This window comes from Streptomyces sp. NPDC091287, from assembly GCF_044768525.1.
In the GTDB taxonomy this organism is placed as follows: Bacteria; Actinomycetota; Actinomycetes; order Streptomycetales; family Streptomycetaceae; genus Streptomyces.
The window spans coordinates 251,147-267,597 of the sequence record NZ_JBIVUV010000010.1 but is presented as its reverse complement, the minus strand read 5'-3'; the positions used below and the strand labels follow the sequence as shown (position 1 = coordinate 267,597).

Here is a 16,451-nt window from a genome sequence, read left to right as displayed (position 1 = left end):
CGGTGCGATCCGGTACGACAAGGAAAGCGGGGGCGGGAAATGAACGAGACCTTGGTGACACTGGTGGGTAACGCCGCGACGGCGGTGGAGTTCCGCGAGACGGCCACCGGTGGAATGGCGCGATTCCGTTTCGCCGTGACTCCGCGGCGCTGGGACCGTGAGAAACAGCTCTGGGCCGACGGCCGCACCAGCTTCTACACCGTCTGGTCCTGGCGGACGCTCGCCGCGAATCTGGCCGGTTCCGTTTCGGTCGGGGAACCCCTCGTCGTACACGGCCGGTTGAAGGTCCGCGAGGAGGAACAGGCCGGTCAGCGACGGACGTTCGTCGATGTCGAGGCCGTCGCCGTCGGCCACGACCTGAGCCGGGGAACGGCCGCCTTCCGCCGGGCCGCCAGAGCGGAGCCCGTTCTGACGGAGCGTCGGGAAAGTGTCACGGACGGCGATGCGCACGAGTCGCCGAAACAGCGGGAACGCGTCGACGCAATGGCCGCGGTGTCCTGAAAAGGCCGATCGTCGACAAGTGCGGCGGCCGTCGCGCGATAACGATTCCGATTCGGAATGGTTGTGCAAGGGCAGTACGGGGGACTGCCCTTGCCCCGTTCTTTAGGATTCCCAGTGCTCACGGGTCACTTGGGTCTGCTGGCGAGGCATTCCCCACACGCGCACCATGCGCGAGGGCCTCGCCCGGAGGGGAATTCTGTGTTTTCTGCGTCTTCAGCGTCCGCTGCGTCGTCCGGCACGACAGGGGCGCCCCCCGGCCGCGGCACCCGCCGCCCGGTCGCCGCGCTGCTGCTCTCCGGTCTCGTCGCGGCTGCCGCACTCGTCGGCGCCGGACCGGCGGCGGCCGAGGACCCGGGCCGGCACCACGGCGGCGCGGCCGCGGTGCTCGACGGGCTGAAGACCTTCGACAGCGCCGTGCTCCGCCTCGCGGGGAAGGACGGTGCGCCCGACCGGACCCAGGAGCTGCCCGCCGGACTGTTCGAGATGACCGTGGACGGCGGCGGCAAGCTCAAGACCTACTGCATCGACCTGCACAACCCCACCCAGGACCAGGCGAGGTATTTGGAGACGCCCTGGGCCGAGACCTCGCTGAGCACCAACCGGAACGCGGGGAAGATCCGCTGGATCCTCCAGCACTCCTACCCCCAGGTCGACGACCTGGCCGCGCTCGCCGACGCGGCCGGCACCGGCCCGCTGACCGAGCGGACCGCCGCCGCCGGGACCCAGGTCGCCATCTGGCGCTACTCGGACAACGCCGATGTCACGGCGTCGGACAAGCAGGCGGAGAAGCTCGCCGACTGGCTGCACCGCAACGCGCGCAAGACGAAGGAGCCCCGGGCCTCGCTGACCCTGGAGCCAGCCGCCGTCTCCGGCCGGGCCGGTGAGCGGCTCGGCCCCGTGACCGTCCGCACCGCCGCGGACCAGGTCTCGGTGTCGCCCCCGGTGGACGCGGCGGTCAGCGGCATCGCGGTCACGGACGAGAAGGGCGCCCCCGTCACCGCCGCGGCGGACGGGGACCGGCTCTACTTCGCCGTGCCGAAGGACACCGCCGACGGCACCGCCTCCCTGACCGTCCAGGCCACCACCTCCGTGCCGGTCGGCCGGGCCCTCGTCGGGACCGGCCGCACCCAGACCCAGATCCTGGCCGGCTCCAGCGAGTCCACGGTCTCCGCGCGGGCCGGCGCCACCTGGGCCGAGCAGGGTGCCGCCCCCGCACTGTCCGCACGGAAGAACTGCGCCGCGGGCGGCGTGGACATCACGGCCGCCAACCGGGGCGACGAGCCCTTCACCTTCGAGCTGGCCGGAACCGAGCACACCATCGCCGCCGGGACCACCCGCACGGTGACGGTCCCCGTCGCCGAGGACCAGGCGTACGACTTCACCATCACCGGGCCCGGCGGGTTCACCAGGACCTTCACCGGGGTGCTGGACTGCGCCACCAGCGGCAGTGTCCTGGACCGTGAGGGCGCGGGCGACGCCGGCAACGACATCGGCACGCGGAGCGCCCAGCAGTCCGTCCCGGCCACGACCGGCTCCGTCACATCGGGGCCGGCGGGCGACCTCGCCGAGACCGGCGGCTCCAGCGCCACCCCGATGCTCGCCGCGGTCGCCATCGGACTGCTGGTCGTGGGCGGCGGCGCGGTCTTCCTCCTCCGCCGGAAGGCGCCGCACTCCGACGGTGAGTGACCGTCCGTACGCGGGAAGTGACGCCGTTCCCGTGTCGATCCCCGGACGGGTTTCCGTCCGGGGAGGGCCGTCAGGCAAGATGGGGTGTTTCTGGCGGCCCGAGAGCGCAATTCGACCCCTGACCTGCGACGGAATCGCCTGGTAGGGGCCGAATCGGGGCCGTGGGCCGTCTGTGGGCCGTCAGGCCGCCGCCGCGAGGTCATCCAGCGGGTGAACCCGCCGGAACACGGACGACATAGCGGCTCGGGCCTTCTCGTCACTGCTGGGCAGAAGATGAGTGTAGATCCGGAGCGTGAACCCGGGGTCGGAGTGCCCCAGGTAGGTACTCAGCGCCTTGATGCTCCCTCCGGCTTCCAGGACCACCGACGCGTAGAAGTGCCGCAGGGCGTGCATTCCATCGTCAGGAGCGGCTGCGTAGCGCTGTCCCGGTTCTCTGGGCGGGATGACGCTGGCGTGCGCCAGGGCTGGCTTCCACACGTAGTCATCGAAGTAGCTCCGCCAGATGGCCTTGCCGACAGAGCTGGTGAAGACCAGTTTCCGTGTCACCAGGGGGCCGTTCGGGGTCTTCCACGGCAGCGTGACAGCGACGGGCGGAAACAAGCCCATGTGCTCCTGCAAGCCAGCTCCCACCGCATCACTGAGAGGCGCGTCCCGGAGCTTGCCGCGCTTGGGAGGGGCGAAGACGAGGGTGCCGCCTACGCGCTTGATCTGCTGACGGACGTGCACCCAACCCGTCTTGAAGTCCAGGTTGTCTTCGGCAAGGCCCAGAACTTCCCCCTGCCTCAGACCGCAGCCTCCGCCAGCGTCCACGGTGGCCGCATACCGGTCGGGCACCCCCGAACGAACTGCCAGTACGCGGTCCTCGGTCCACGGCACGATCAGCCGCTGCTCCGGGGTCGGGGGCTTAACCGACTGGGCGTGGCAAGGATTCGACCTGATCACTCCATCGTCCACCGCAGCGTTGAACAGCGCGGACACCGTGTCGTAGATCGCGCGACGATAGGTGCCATTGGGCACGGCCACTTGGAGAGTGTTCAGCCACGTACGCATGTGCTCCGGCTTGAACGACCCCATGGGGCGCGTACCCAGGTAGGGGACTGCATGCAGCCGGATTCGCCTGCCCACGACTTCCTGACTGCCCAGGTCCGTCGTCAACCCGCCCAGCCACTTTTCGCCGTAGTCCCGGAAGACGATCTGCCCCGCCTTGGGGTCGATGTACTGCCCCGCGTCCATGTCCGCTTCGATGCGCGTAAGCCACTTCTCAGCGAGACCCTTCTTTCGGTCGGGGAAACTCTTGGACTGTTCCGTGCCGTCCGGGCCGATGTAGCGGGCGCGGTAGCGGAGTCCGGAGCCGTATCGGTCGCTCTTGACCCGGCGGGGCTCTCCGTCGGGTCCGGGTTCGTTCTTGTACCAACGGTCTTGGATGTGGCCGGCCAATGGATGCTCCTGTGGGCATGCGGCAGGGGCACGACCCGGCGATGGTCGTGCCCCTGCGGGTTGGTGAGTGTCAGGCGGCGGTGTCGGTGTTGTTCTCGACCCACGCGCGCACGGCGGCGGGGTCCCATCGGAGGTGCTTGCCGACACGGAAGCCGGGCGGGCCGGTGCCCGTCTTCCGCCAGGTGTAGAGCGTCTCTTTGCTCTTGAGCTTGAACATCTTGATGAGGTCTTCGGGGGTGAGGTAGCGATCGGGGAGACCGCCCCGGAGGGCGGCCCGAGGGTCTGGGGGAGTCGTCGTGGCCACGGGATTCTCCTCTGGGTGTGGCGGGTGGGTGCCCGCCCTGTCCTGGCAGATCCGCAACGTCCGCCACGCCGCCACACCGCAGGTCAGGGGCCTGCGTTTGTGGCGGATGGCGGTCATGTGGCGGATAGGTGCCGCCACACGCGGACGTGTGGCGGCACCTGGTGGCACTGGGAGTCAGCCCGCGACCGGGAAGAGCGGTGTTGCGGTTTCCGCAGACGTGTGGCGGGTGAGTGTGGCGGTATCCGCCACGGATTCACCCCCGCTGACCTGCGGTGTGGCGGCTGTGGCGGATGTTGCGGATTCCTCGGGGGGCGGGGGGCAGTACCGGGTCCAGGCGTCCGTGAGGTCTTCCGCGTAGTAGCCCTTGGGGGTGCCGGAGGGGGTGCGGATGCCGCGCGGCTTGATGGGCTTGATGGCCGGGGTGACGTACTGGCTGAGGAGCTTGGCGAGTGTGCGGGAGTTCAGGGGCTTGTCGTCCAGGTCGCCCCAGGGGGCGTCGTCCATGCGGAGCAGGATTTCGAGGATGACGGCGGTGGGCACCCGGTCGGCGCCGCAGAACACGGTGTCGCGCAGGTCGGTCAGCAGCCGGACACCCAGCGATGCTTCGTCGTTGTCCTGTCCGGCGTTGATCAGGTCCAGGCAGGCGGCCCGTGCGCGGGCGGGCCAGGTTCCGCCGGCCGCGTCCGCGACGGCGAGCAGCGGTTCCCATACGTCGGCGGGCCGGTCGGTGACCCCTTCGGGCATCTGAGGCCAGGCGTTGGCGACCTGGTCGCGGACGGTGTCGGCCCACTTCGCGACTTGGTCGCGCAGGGCGTGGCCCTGCTTCTCGTGGATGCGCTGGCGGTAGGGCTCGACCTTCTCGTTGGGGGCCCGCTTCCGCATCCGGATGATGACCGACCGGGTCAGGACGGTGTCGGGGAGGGAGCCGAGTCCGGCCATGGCGACGGCGCAGTAGGAGCCGAAGACCTGGGCGTTCTGGTTGGAGCCGTCCCCGACGCACCGCAGGGCCCCGCCGATGCGCCGGTATCCGGCGTTCAGGAACCCGCGCAGCGCCTCGTCCGCCCCGGCTTTGGGGCCGAAGATGGTGTCCACCTCGTCGAACAGCACGGTGGGCAGTCCCTCGGCGGAGTCGACGAGCCGGTAGAGGGCGTTCGCGGATGCGGACACCGTGCTCATGGGGCGGGGGGTGAGGATTTCCACGATCTCCAGCGCCCGGGACTTCCCCGACCCCGGTTCCGGGGAGAGGAACGCGATGCGCGGGGTGGTCTCGAAGCAGTCGATCAGGTGGGCGTGCGCGTCCCACAGGGCGACCGCGACGTAGGCGGACTCGGTCGGGAAGACGTTGAACCGGCGGTGAAAGGCCTCAAGTTTATCGAGCAGGGCAGCACCGTCGATGGGTGCCTTGGGCTGCTGGGCGGGGGTGTTCATGCGGCGTTCCTCCGGTGCTGCTCGGTGTGCGGGCAGTGGTCAACGCGGGCGCGGGTGGTCAGGTCGGTCACGGCGTTGCGGCCACGGGCGCGTTCGTGGTGGCCGCAGGCACAGAGCCAGTCGGCGGCGGGAATCTGGTTGCGTCCCAGCCCGCACACCGTGAGCCCGGGGCGGATGCCGGTCACCGTGACCGTGTGCGGGTCAGGGAGAACAGCAACGCGGACGCCTTCGGCGACGCCTTTCAGCTCGCCACCGGTCATCTGTGCTGCGGCGGGGCTGGCGGTCTGCGGGGTGTTCGAGGCGGCAGGCAGGCTCTTAAGGCGGGGATTCGGGGCGGGGGTCATGCCGGCCGCCCGGGGTTGTTGGCGATGGACCAGTTCAGAGCGCTCGCCACGGCAGCCCTGCACTCGTTCTCGCGGAGTCCGGCCCGCAATCCCGCCGAATTAAGAGCCTGCTCTACTTCATGGCGGGCGAGGTCGCCGGACGGGATGAACCGCCCCAACGCTCGTGCGGCCCGAACCAGCGTCCAGTTCCGCACACCCTCCCCAGCCCCGGCCACGGCCGCCGTTTCGGCCCTGAGAGCCGCTGCGGCGTAATTGGAGGCCCGAACCGGCACGGGCGCAGCCGTCAGGCCCCGGACGGGCTGACGGGGCGCCAGAAGGGCGTACAGCCATTCCGGGAGCGGTACGGGCTCGGTGGGGTCAACCACCTCGTACGCACCGTTCGGGAGGGTGCTCCCGGCACCCACGACGTAGCCACCGTGGGCGCGGGTGTCGATGTGGGTGCCGAGCCTGCCCGCGCTGTTGCCGAGCCGGACCCCGTCCGGGGCGGTGAAGTACAGGTGGTGTCCACCGCTCGCGGTCCGGGTCCGGTAGGTGGCGGGGACGGCCTGCCCGGCGCGCTCGCAGAGCGCTTGCAGAGAAGTGACGCCGTCAGGCGTTCCTTTCAGATCCTTCGCCTTGGCCATGTCCAGGTCCACCACGACCAGCCCGGACGGGCCCGTGGCGATCCCGACGTTGAACGCCCCCGCCGACCAGGCGACGCGGATGCGGTCCGGGTCGGTCGTGGCCCGCTGCTCCCACTTCCGGTGACCGGCCGCGCAGTCGCCGGTGCGGGGGCAGGCGGTCTCGCCGTGGAGGGCGGGGCGCTTGTCGCGGGGGCGGAGCGGGAAGACGCGCCACCCGCGCCCAGCCGCGTCCAGGGCGGCGGTGAGGATGTGGGCGTTCATGCTGTCGCCTCGGTGGGCTCGTCATGCGCGGCAACGATCTCCATGAGCAGGGTCTCGGCGGCCATGAGGTGGCCGACGAGGACACCGGCGTTGGTGAGGTCGATGACGCCGATGCTCGCGACGTAGGCGCGGGCGGCCTCGATCGCGACGACGCGTGCGGCCTCCCGCACGGGGGTGGGGTGAGTCATGATGGATGTCTCCAGTTCTGGAAGGTTCTGGCAGACGAGAGCGGCCCCGGATCATTGGCGTGAGAGGGGGCCGCTTTCGGCTTGCCGGGTGGTATCCGGAATCCCTGCCGTCGATGAGGCAGGGAGGCTTGGGCACCCCCTGTCGGGGTGCATGTGGAGGGGGTTTCGGGGGTCTGACCTGCGGTGCCTCCCTGACTCCCTGACAGATCATTTCTGCTGGTCAGGGCCAGGGAGACGGGTCAGGGAGGGGGCCAGGGACTTCTCCCTGCCTCCCTGACCGTGCGGGGCCCGCCTCCCTGCTACTCGGCAGCGGAAGCGGAACCCTCGGTGTCGCGGTTGGCGAGGACCCGGGCAAGCCGCTCACGGCCGACGACCATCCGGCCGTCGGACTTGTAGGGCTCGGCCCCAGTGCCGTCCAGGACCCGCTTCAGGTCGAGGTGCGACCACTCGCCGTAGGCCTCCTCGCTCAGCGCGGTGAGGCGCTTGAGGACATCGGTGGTGAGGACGCGGGAGGTGTCTCCGAGGACGGTCATGACGTCCATGAGCGGGTCGCGGTCCGTGCCGTTGTCGACGGTGTGGAGGGTGGTGACCCCGTCGCGCAGGGCCTTGGCCCGGTCGGCGATCTGGGCGGCGTCGTCGGTGCTGATGTAGTGCGTCCGCACCGTCAGAGCGGCCTGCCCGGCGGGAATCTTGATCCCGTCCGAGGCGACCACGACCGTGCCCTTGTCCAGGCCCGGCCGCAGCAGGTTCGGCGCAGCCCCGCCGTCCACCGCCTTGTCCCCTAGCGCCATGCGGGCCTGCGACTCGGTGCCGAGGGCGAGGGAGGCGCGGGTGTGGGCTCCTTCGCGGACCAGCTTGGGGAGGTTCTGGTCGGTGGGGTCCTGGGTGCCCTGGTAGAGCAGCACGTCCACGGCCCGCCCCTGGTTGTGGATCTTCCGGGCGGCCATGAAGTACCGGGCCGTAGCTTTCGACCCTCCGTAGGGCCGCTTCGCGCTGTCGACGACGGGGCACATGAACGCGACCTGCGCCTCATCCACGATCCCGATCAGCGGCGTGAAGACAGTGCCGGGCGGTGCCTGGATGCGGCGGTCCATCTCCTTGACCAGGTCTTCCAGCATCTCGGTTGCCTCGATGACGTGGTCATCGGTCGGCCCCTGGATGAGCACGGTGGCGAGCCCGTCGAACATGCCCCAGTCGCCGACGCCCTTGAGGTCCGCGACCCGGAACTCCACCCGGGGGTCGAGAGCGAGCCAGAGGGCGAGTGCGCGTAGGGCGGCGGTCTTGCCCTGGTTGGACAGCCCCGTGATGAGCATGTGGCGTTGGTAGAGGCTGATCAGGGCGGCGTCGCCGCGCAGGTCCTGGCCCCAGGGGGACCGTCCCTTGGTGTAGTCGGCGGTCAGCGTGGTGTCCGTCATCAGCGGGGAGGGGCCGATCGGCTCGTCCAGGGCGCCGCTGTCCGCGATCCACAGCCGGACGGTGCGGGCGGCCTGCGCGATCGTGATGAACACCTCGTGCTCGTGCCGGGACAGGTTCTCCGCCAACTTCCGCCGGCGCTTTTGCACTTCGTCGGTGGCGACGCCGGAAGGGAGGGTGACGTCGACTTCGACGCCGCATCCGGCGATCCGGATCGGTCCGAGCATCGCGGCCCCGGCGTCCCCCATCTCCTTCACCGCCTGCCGCAGCGGGGCGATGCCGAGATCCCGCAGGGCGGTGACGACGACGGACGGGGTGACCGGCGCACCGACGTCCGCCGGACGGGCGGGGAGGACCCATTGCGGTGCCGCCTGCTGGTGCCGTCCCACTCCCCACAGGGCCAGTAAGGCGGCCCACGGTCCGAGGACGACCAGCGGGCCCCACACCACGGTGATGACGACGACGATCCACCGGATCAGCTCGATGAGGGCCAGAGTGGGGGTGGCGAGGTCGGCGAAGTTCTCGTTGGCGACGGCGAGGATGATCCCGAGGAGCAGCAGGCCACCGGCGGTGATGCCGAGCCCGGCCGCCGCCCCCTTGGCCGCCTTGACCGGCGCGGACAGGAGGTCCATGCGGCGCTGGTGGCGTGCGGCGCGGAAGCGGGAGAGGCGTTCCTCCCACTCGGTGGCGAGGTCGAGGTTCCCCGCGGCTTCCGCCGCCCTGAGCATCCGCTCGTAGCGGGAGGCGGTGCGGCCCTCCCACGCACGGCGGGCCACGATCCGCCCGCCGCCGACGACGTACATGCCGTGCCGGACGGTGAACCGGCCGGTCGCCCGGGTGCGTTCGTGCGTGGCGGCGGTGCGCAGGGCGCGGCCGGTGCGGACCACCCGCGACACCTGCGGGACAGCCGTGGGCGGAGTGCTGGTCGACTCGGGCGGCGGGTCCTTGACCAGGGTGACCGGTTCGGCCGGCGGGGTGGTGGGGCGGTGGTCGTCGAGGTGGTGCACGGTCCCCATTCCGGGAACCTGCACGGCGGGTTCGGTCATGATGAACGTGCCTCTCCTGCTCAGTGGTACGGGTTGGGGTGAAGGGGGCGGCCGGTGTCCTTGGCCGGTCCGGCCGCCCCCGCTCAGCTCTGCTCGGCCTTGTGGGCGGCCCGCTCAGCGAGGCGGACGCGCTGCTCGGCCTGCTTACGGGCCTCCCGCGCGGCGGCCTTCTCGGCGCGCGGGGCGGTGCGCTCAACGGCCTTGGCGGTGGCGAGGTCCTGGCGGGCGTCGGCCTGGACCCTGTGGAGTGCGGCCAGTTCCTGCGCACCGCGCTCGGCGGCGGACCGGTCGATGCGCTCGATCTGCTGGCGGATCGCGGGGTCGACGCAGTCCGCGAGAGCCTGACGGAAGCCCTTGCGGAACAGCTTGGAGCGCTCGCGGGACTCAGCTCGGGTGTAGCTGTACACGGTGCACCTCCCTGGTGGGGCCGGTCTGTCCAGCCCTCCGCCCGCCCGGTACGAGACCGGACGGACAGGGGGCCGTCAGCGACGGCGGCCCTTGCGCAGCGAGGACGCGGCGGCCTTGCCGTCCGGCCCGCCGACCGACTTCACGACGGTCACGACGCCCCACGCACAGACAGAGGCGATCAGGGCGAGCAGGGCGAGGTTCGCGGCGATCGCGGTGAGGACGCCGACGAGGAGCGGGCCGAAGTAGACCCCGGCGGCCACCGCACCGGCGCCCATGCCGGAGCCGAGCGCGAGACGCTGAACGGTGCGGTCGGGCGGGGCCTGGTGGACGTGGACGACCTGCGGCACCGCGTTGGCGGGCTGGTAGGTGGCGGGGAGGTGGTCGGTGTAGGCGGGGGTGCCGTCCGGGAGCTGCACGACGGACGGCAGCCGGGGGGCGGGGAGGTGCTGTTCCATGCGGGTCCTTCCGTGGGGCGGTGCGCGGGAGTGCCCCGGGCCGGAGTCGATCCGGCGGCCTCAGGCCGTGTTCCGGGGCGGACGGGTCAGCGTCGGCGATTGCGACGACTGGCGTTGATCGCGTCGCTTTCGTCGGCCTTGGCCTGCCACATGGGGCCGCTGTCGCCGGTCTTCTTGTAGTGGCGGCGGGCTGCTTCGCGGCGGTCACTGAACGCGGAGCGGATCGCCTGCTCATTCGCGGGGGCCGGGGTGTTGTTCGGTGTCGGTTGCCCGGTGGTGCCGATCGATCCGGCGGAGCCGGAACCGGGCGGGCCGATGAGGCGGTCGAGGAATCCCATGTGTGTGGCCTTTCGACGCGTTGGGCGGAACAGGTTCAAGCGGCCAGAACCTGGCTGCTGGGGGTGTCGTGGCAGGTGACGCACATGCCGAGCGAGCGCGGGATGCAGTACCCGGCGTCGACAAAGCAGTTGGGGCAGGTACGGCGGGCCCGCATCGCCGCAGCGAGCGCGGCGGCGCGGGCGGGGGTCATGGGGCGTACGGGCTTGGCCTGGTCGACGCGGTAGAGGTAGGCGACCAGCGGTGCGCGGCGTCGGCGGGGGCGGTGGAGTTCGGCGACGACGTCCTGACCACCCGGCCGCAACCCCAGCGCGCGGAGCTGACGGCGAGTGGCCAGGCCATCGGGGGCGAGACGCCACCGGTAGACGTCGGCCATCAGGCTGCGGTGCGTTCGGCGCGCAGGGTCTCGCGCAGATCGCGCGCCCTGGTGGGCGACGTCCGCACGGCCCGCCGGATGCCCTCGGCCGTCAGTTCCTTGTCGGCCCAGTCGGCTGTAGCCGCACGGGCTTCGGTCAGGAGCTGTTCGGCGGTGCGGGTCGGTCGGGTCGATCGGGCTGCGTCGGGGACGCGGCCGGTCGCCCGGCGGGGGCGGGTCGACTCGGCGGCCACCGCACCGGCCGGGGCCCGATCGGTCGGCTTCACGAGGTCGACCACCACCGGGGCTTCCAGCGCCGCCGGGGCCGGTGCCGGAGTGATCGGGGTGGGCGTCGATACATCCAGGTCAGCCGTCGACCGTTTTACGGTCGTCTCGGTCGATTCCTCCTGATTCGTGGAATCGGTCGGAGGCTCGATCGGCTGGTGGTGGAGCACCTTGGCGACGAGGTCGGAGCCGAAGTAGATCGACCCGACCGGCAGTGACGTGGCGAGCAGGACCAGCGCCCAGTTGGCGGGGTCCCAGTCGGCCAGTCGACCCCAGTCGACCACCTCGTCGTGAAGCTGCGGGACGAGACCGTGGACGTAGTTGAGGACGAGTGAGGCCAGGGTGTAGGCGGCCAGCACCCGCAGGGCGAAGCGGCGGGCGTCACCGGTCAGGACCAGGGTCGCGACCAGGGCGAGCGCCATCAGTCCGTCGACGACGAACGGGTAGAGCGTCGCGGCGGTGGGGTCGGCCCCGGTGGCGGTGGCGACGTCGCGCAGGGCGTTCCAGGACACCCGGAACGCCATCGCGACCACACCGACCAGAGCGGCGATCAGCAGGCCCTTGCCGAAGCGGTTCATGACTGCTCCCCCCGCCACGGGAAGGGGTGCGTGTGGTGGGCGGTGCGGAAGATCCGTACGGCCACCCCGGCGGGGGCGTCGGGCTTGGCGACGGGTCGGGCGCCGCTGATCGAGGCGAGCATGCGGGCGGCGTGGTGCTCGCACCCGTCTGCACCCGCGTTCTCCGCGTCGACGACGGTCACGACGGCCGGGCCCCCGCACGGGGTCGGGTCCTCCGAGTGGGCGGCCGGGCACCGCACCGGAGTGCCGGCGGGCGGCGCGTCGACCAGCTCGACCAGCTGTTCCACGGTCACCTCAAGGCGGCCGATCATCCGGGCCATGGCGGACACATCCAGCAGGCTCATGGACTGTGCATCCGCCAGGGCCTGCCGGGCGGCGAGGATCTGGCTGCGGTCGTACGCGGTGAGATCGAAGCGACCGCTCATCAGGCCGCACCCCCCGACAGGCTCACGACGGCCGACCGGTTGGCCAGCTCCCGGCGGGCGGCCAGCACCCGCCGGCGGGCCCGGCGGATACGCCGCTCGTCCAGCTCCGTCGGCGTGCGGTCGATCGTCATGATCTGCGCGTCCAGCAGGACAACGTCCGCCAGGATGGCGGGCATCTCCGTCTCGATCGCGTCCAGCTCGGCGTTCGACGGCTCACCGTCGAACGGGGCGGCGGCCGTAACGGCCGCCTGAAGTGCTGCGATGCTCTTCATGGGTCGTGTTCTCCCTAGCAGGTAGTACGGCCCGAAATGAGGCCCCGGTGTTCGAGCACCGGGGCCTCGCGCCGTCTGAGAGGTCGTTCGTGGACTACGAGCGACCACGGCGACCCGGCACCGCAGCCCGCCGGTAGGGCGGGCGGTGAATGCCGAGCACCGAGAGCGCTGGTGCTTCGGTTCTCCGATTCGCACGGCGCTGCTCGTTCCGGGGAGGTCCGAAATCCCGGAAGTCGTCGCAGCTTCGAAGGTTGTGCCGTGCGGTTCTTTAGAGCCGATGGCGTGTCCCCCGTCTGGGGTGTGGGGTCCGCGTTGCTGCGCGGGCCCGGTCTCGGTCGGCTGGTCTCCACTCGCCTCGGCCGGAACGGTCACGGTCGTCGTGCTGCGGTGGATCACGCTGTTGAGTTTTAGCGTGACGGAATCGACCCACTCCGGAGATCCCGGATCGGGCGATGGCCACAACAAGAGACTGGACCGGTGGACCGGTCCAGTCAAGCGTGGAATCTGCGGGCTGCCGCTCCGACGTGAGGGAAAGCGCAGGTGGAGGGGTGTTTTCTAGCAACAAAAAAAGCTGAACCGGTGGACCGGTCCAGCCGTCTTTGTTGCTCGTTGCGTGCCTACATGGCGTAGGTGTCCACCTGCTCGAAGAGCGAGGAGGGGGTAACGCCCTCCTCGCAGACCAGCGGCTTCCCCTGCTCGTCATACGCCGTGTGCAACAGCACTGCTACCGGTGCACCCTGCGGCACCCTCAAGCGTTCCGCCTCCGTCTCCGACGCGCCGCGCACGGTGGTGACGTCCACGCCTTCGGCCGGGGCCCGCCCGGTCTGGCGCCGGATGTAGCGCGTTGTGCCTTCGGCGATCGGGTTGGTGTCGGCAAGGCGCGGCGACACCTCCGCGACCTCCGGGGGGAACCACGCCTCAACGCAACTGTTCGGCGTTCCATCCGGGAGCTGGAGGACCCGAACGCGCCGAAGAGCCGTCGTCCCAGGGGGGAGCCCCAGGGCGGCGGCGACGTGGGCGGGGGGTTCCGCCCAATCAGGCTCACCGACGCGCAGGAACGGCATTCCGCCCAGGATGCGCGCCGATCCCGCACGGCGGGCCCCGGCGGGGCGTGCAACGGGCGTCTCCGTGACGACGAACCCGGTTCCCTGCTTGGCCACGACCACGCCATCGTTTCGCAGTACATCGACGGCTTTGATGGCGGTGGCTCGTGACACATCCCACTGCTCGGCCAACTCGCGGCCCGAGGGAATCGTGGTGCCGGGCGCGATCTCACCAGCAGCGATGCGGGCGCGCAGGAACTCTGCGATCTCTTCGTACTTCAGAACTGCCATGGCTTCCCCTGTTTCCTGCGCTGGACTGGTCCACCGGTACACACGATACTGCGACCATGTCGAATCTCGAATTGGCACCCTCCGTGATGCGGTTCTATGGCGAGACGGTCGATGAGGACAGCCGTCTGCGCAGCTCGGCAGACGGTCGGATGGAACTGGTCAGGACTCAGGAACTCCTCCGAAGGTTTTTGCCGCCTGCGCCGGCGCGTCTGCTCGACGTGGGCGGGGGGACCGGGATTCACGCTGAATGGCTGGTGAAGGACGGCTACGACGTCGCTCTGGTGGACCCGGTGCCCCGTCACGTTGAGGCCGCGTCGGCGGTGTGCCCGGCGGTTGTCGGGGACGCGCGTGAGCTGCCCGAGCCGGACGACACCTTCGACGTCGTGCAGCTCCTCGGGCCGCTCTACCACCTGCCCGACCCCACCGACCGGCAGCGGGCTCTCGCGGAAGCCTCTCGGGTGGCCAAGCCGGGCGGGCTGGTCGCCGCTGCCGCGATCAATCGCTATGCGTCGCTCTTCGAGCACGTCACGTACGCCCACCTGCACACCGAGCGGATTCACAACTCCGTCTCCAAGATTCTGGAGACGGCGGTCTACGACGGCGCGCGGGGGTTCACCCTGTCGTACTTCCACCGGGCCGAAGAGCTGGTGGCGGAGCTGGTCGCTTCCGGACTGGAGGATGTGCAGGTCTTCGGCATCGAGGGCCCCGCCTGGTCGCTGGTGAAAGCGGCGGAACAGCAGCCGGGCGAAGGTCCCACGGATGAGCTGATCGCCTCAGCCCTCGACGCGGCCCGCATGGCGGAGCCGTACCCGGAACTCCTTGCCGCCAGTTCGCACCTCTTGGCTGTCGGCACGGTGCCCGCCAGCAGTGCCGACTGATGCCCCTGACCTGCGGGCGGAGCGGTGGCGCCGGGCCGCCTGTGGGCCGTCAGGGGCTGACCAATGACGCCCGACAACGACTTTCAACGACCGTGACGCGCAGTTGCGTCAGGCCTCCGCCCGAGGTCAGGGGCGTGCGCACATGCTGGTTTCCCCCGGCGGGTGGCCGTCAGGCAAGATGGGGTGTATCTGCCCACACCTCTATTGCTGCCGGACGGTTTCTCTTGGCTGAGTACATCTACACCATGCGCAAGACGCGCAAAGCGCACGGCGACAAGGTGATTCTCGATGACGTCAACCTGAACTTCCTGCCCGGCGCGAAGATCGGTGTCGTGGGGCCCAACGGTGCCGGTAAGTCCACGGTGCTGAAGATCATGGCGGGCCTGGAGCAGCCGTCCAACGGTGACGCCTTCATCTCGCCCGGTTTCAGCGTCGGCATCCTCATGCAGGAGCCGAAGCTGGACGAGGAGAAGACCGTCCTGGAGAACGTCCAGGACGGCGCCGCCGAGGTCATGGGCAAGCTCAAGCGCTTCAACGAGGTCGCCGAGCTGATGGCGACCGACTACTCCGACGCGCTCATGGACGAGATGGGCAAGCTCCAGGAGGACCTGGACCACGCGAACGCGTGGGACCTGGACGCGCAGCTGGAGCAGGCCATGGACGCCCTGGGCTGCCCCCCCGGCGACTGGCCCGTCACCAACCTCTCCGGTGGCGAGAAGCGCCGCGTGGCGCTCTGCAAGCTGCTCATCGAGGCCCCGGACCTGCTCCTCCTCGACGAGCCCACCAACCACCTCGACGCCGAGTCGGTGAACTGGCTGGAGCAGCACCTCTCGAAGTACCCGGGTGCCGTCGTCGCCGTCACCCACGACCGGTACTTCCTGAACAACGTCGCCGAGTGGATCCTGGAGCTCGACCGCGGCCGCGCGATCCCCTACGAGGGCAACTACTCCACGTACCTGGAGCGCAAGGCCACCCGCCTCAAGGTCGAGGGCCGCAAGGACGAGAAGCGCCAGAAGCGGCTCAAGGAAGAGCTGGAGTGGGTCCGCTCCAACGCCAAGGGCCGCCAGACCAAGTCCAAGGCCCGACTCGCCCGGTACGAGGAGATGGCGGCCGAGGCGGACAAGATGCGGAAGCTGGACTTCGAGGAGATCCAGATTCCGCCGGGCCCGCGGCTCGGTTCCATCGTCGTCGAGGTCGAGAACCTCTCGAAGGCCTTCGGCGACAAGGTCCTCATCGACGACCTGTCGTTCACGCTGCCCCGTAACGGCATCGTCGGCATCATCGGTCCGAACGGTGCGGGCAAGACCACGCTGTTCAAGATGATCCAGGGCCTGGAGACGCCGGACAGCGGCGCCATCAAGGTCGGCGACACCGTCAAGATCTCCTACGTCGACCAGTCCCGCGCCAACATCGACCCGAAGAAGACCCTCTGGGCCGTCGTCTCGGACGAGCTGGACTACATCAACGTCGGCCAGGTCGAGATGCCCTCGCGCGCCTACGTCTCCGCGTTCGGCTTCAAGGGCCCGGACCAGCAGAAGCCGGCCGGCGTCCTGTCCGGTGGTGAGCGCAACCGCCTCAACCTCGCGCTGACGCTCAAGGAGGGCGGCAACCTGCTGCTCCTCGACGAGCCCACCAACGACCTCGACGTCGAGACGCTCTCCTCGCTGGAGAACGCCCTCCTGGAGTTCCCGGGCGCCGCTGTGGTCATCTCCCACGACCGCTGGTTCCTGGACCGCGTCGCCACGCACATCCTCGCCTACGAGGGTGACTCCAAGTGGTACTGGTTCGAGGGCAACTTCGAGTCGTACGAGAAGAACAAGATCGAGCGGCTCGGCGCGGACGCGGCCCGCCCGCACCGTGCCACGTACAAGAAGCTCACGCGAGGCTGATCGTC

Annotated in this window: 19 protein-coding genes; 4 read left to right on the top strand and 15 right to left on the bottom strand. The window is 70.2% G+C overall.

Translation table 11 applies throughout. The features are described from left to right. Positions 1 to 39: 39 nt before the first annotated feature. Both ACIQRW_RS19405 and ACIQRW_RS19400 read left to right on the top strand, forming a co-directional pair. Positions 40 to 501 (top strand): single-stranded DNA-binding protein, encoded by a 462-nt coding sequence (locus ACIQRW_RS19405; RefSeq protein WP_403761615.1) that lies wholly within the window; start codon positions 40 to 42, stop codon positions 499 to 501. A 198-nt stretch (positions 502 to 699) separates the two neighbouring features. Then, positions 700 to 2,187, top strand: coding sequence for a Cys-Gln thioester bond-forming surface protein (locus ACIQRW_RS19400; protein ID WP_403761612.1), 1,488 nt, complete (start codon positions 700 to 702; stop codon positions 2,185 to 2,187). 180 nt (positions 2,188 to 2,367) lie between these two features. On the opposite strand, the gene ACIQRW_RS19395 is transcribed toward ACIQRW_RS19400, so the two are convergent. The 15 genes from ACIQRW_RS19395 to ACIQRW_RS19325 form a co-directional block, all read right to left on the bottom strand. Then, entirely contained in the window at positions 2,368 to 3,624 is a 1,257-nt protein-coding gene (locus ACIQRW_RS19395; protein ID WP_403761610.1) for a tyrosine-type recombinase/integrase, read from the bottom strand. 70 nt (positions 3,625 to 3,694) lie between these two features. Next, the gene (locus tag ACIQRW_RS19390; protein ID WP_403761608.1) at positions 3,695 to 3,928 is read right to left on the bottom strand and encodes a helix-turn-helix transcriptional regulator; all 234 of its coding nucleotides are present in this window, start codon (positions 3,926 to 3,928) and stop codon (positions 3,695 to 3,697) included. A 174-nt stretch (positions 3,929 to 4,102) separates the two neighbouring features. Further along, on the bottom strand, positions 4,103 to 5,356 hold the full coding sequence (locus ACIQRW_RS19385; protein WP_403761605.1) for a DUF3631 domain-containing protein: 1,254 nt from the start codon (positions 5,354 to 5,356) through the stop codon (positions 4,103 to 4,105). Beyond that, complete coding sequence (locus ACIQRW_RS19380) at positions 5,353 to 5,700, bottom strand: hypothetical protein (RefSeq protein ID WP_403761601.1); 348 nt, start codon at positions 5,698 to 5,700, stop codon at positions 5,353 to 5,355. The genes ACIQRW_RS19385 and ACIQRW_RS19380 overlap by 4 nt, the downstream gene beginning before the upstream one ends. Continuing rightward, complete coding sequence (locus tag ACIQRW_RS19375; protein WP_403761598.1) at positions 5,697 to 6,584, bottom strand: bifunctional DNA primase/polymerase; 888 nt, start codon at positions 6,582 to 6,584, stop codon at positions 5,697 to 5,699. The genes ACIQRW_RS19380 and ACIQRW_RS19375 overlap by 4 nt, the downstream gene beginning before the upstream one ends. Next, positions 6,581 to 6,772, bottom strand: a complete 192-nt coding sequence (locus tag ACIQRW_RS19370; protein ID WP_403761595.1) for a hypothetical protein — start codon at positions 6,770 to 6,772, stop codon at positions 6,581 to 6,583. Before ACIQRW_RS19370 ends, ACIQRW_RS19375 begins: the two co-directional genes overlap by 4 nt. A gap of 299 nt (positions 6,773 to 7,071) precedes the next feature. Continuing rightward, entirely contained in the window at positions 7,072 to 9,231 is a 2,160-nt protein-coding gene (locus ACIQRW_RS19365; RefSeq protein WP_403761592.1) for an FtsK/SpoIIIE domain-containing protein, read from the bottom strand. 83 nt (positions 9,232 to 9,314) lie between these two features. Continuing rightward, on the bottom strand, positions 9,315 to 9,638 hold the full coding sequence (locus tag ACIQRW_RS19360) for a hypothetical protein (RefSeq protein WP_403761589.1): 324 nt from the start codon (positions 9,636 to 9,638) through the stop codon (positions 9,315 to 9,317). 75 nt (positions 9,639 to 9,713) lie between these two features. Further along, positions 9,714 to 10,094, bottom strand: coding sequence for a DUF6251 family protein (locus ACIQRW_RS19355; protein ID WP_403761587.1), 381 nt, complete (start codon positions 10,092 to 10,094; stop codon positions 9,714 to 9,716). A gap of 86 nt (positions 10,095 to 10,180) precedes the next feature. Further along, entirely contained in the window at positions 10,181 to 10,432 is a 252-nt protein-coding gene (locus tag ACIQRW_RS19350) for a hypothetical protein (protein WP_403761584.1), read from the bottom strand. A gap of 35 nt (positions 10,433 to 10,467) precedes the next feature. After that, the gene (locus ACIQRW_RS19345; RefSeq protein ID WP_403761581.1) at positions 10,468 to 10,806 is read right to left on the bottom strand and encodes an RRQRL motif-containing zinc-binding protein; all 339 of its coding nucleotides are present in this window, start codon (positions 10,804 to 10,806) and stop codon (positions 10,468 to 10,470) included. Next, a complete protein-coding gene (locus ACIQRW_RS19340) occupies positions 10,806 to 11,648 on the bottom strand; it encodes a DUF2637 domain-containing protein (RefSeq protein ID WP_403761578.1) in 843 nt (280 codons plus the stop codon). The genes ACIQRW_RS19345 and ACIQRW_RS19340 overlap by 1 nt, the downstream gene beginning before the upstream one ends. Then, a complete protein-coding gene (locus tag ACIQRW_RS19335; RefSeq protein ID WP_403761575.1) occupies positions 11,645 to 12,073 on the bottom strand; it encodes a hypothetical protein in 429 nt (142 codons plus the stop codon). The genes ACIQRW_RS19340 and ACIQRW_RS19335 overlap by 4 nt, the downstream gene beginning before the upstream one ends. After that, positions 12,073 to 12,345: a DUF6284 family protein gene (locus ACIQRW_RS19330; protein WP_403761572.1), complete on the bottom strand. Its 273-nt coding sequence runs from the start codon at positions 12,343 to 12,345 to the stop codon at positions 12,073 to 12,075. Before ACIQRW_RS19330 ends, ACIQRW_RS19335 begins: the two co-directional genes overlap by 1 nt. A gap of 617 nt (positions 12,346 to 12,962) precedes the next feature. Then, on the bottom strand, positions 12,963 to 13,679 hold the full coding sequence (locus tag ACIQRW_RS19325) for a GntR family transcriptional regulator (RefSeq protein WP_403761570.1): 717 nt from the start codon (positions 13,677 to 13,679) through the stop codon (positions 12,963 to 12,965). Between the two features lie 56 nt (positions 13,680 to 13,735). Between ACIQRW_RS19325 and ACIQRW_RS19320 the strand changes: the two genes are divergently transcribed. Beyond that, positions 13,736 to 14,557, top strand: coding sequence for a class I SAM-dependent methyltransferase (locus ACIQRW_RS19320; RefSeq protein ID WP_403761567.1), 822 nt, complete (start codon positions 13,736 to 13,738; stop codon positions 14,555 to 14,557). Between the two features lie 224 nt (positions 14,558 to 14,781). Further along, the gene (gene ettA, locus ACIQRW_RS19315) at positions 14,782 to 16,446 is read left to right on the top strand and encodes an energy-dependent translational throttle protein EttA (protein ID WP_215102464.1); all 1,665 of its coding nucleotides are present in this window, start codon (positions 14,782 to 14,784) and stop codon (positions 16,444 to 16,446) included. Positions 16,447 to 16,451: the final 5 nt, after the last annotated feature.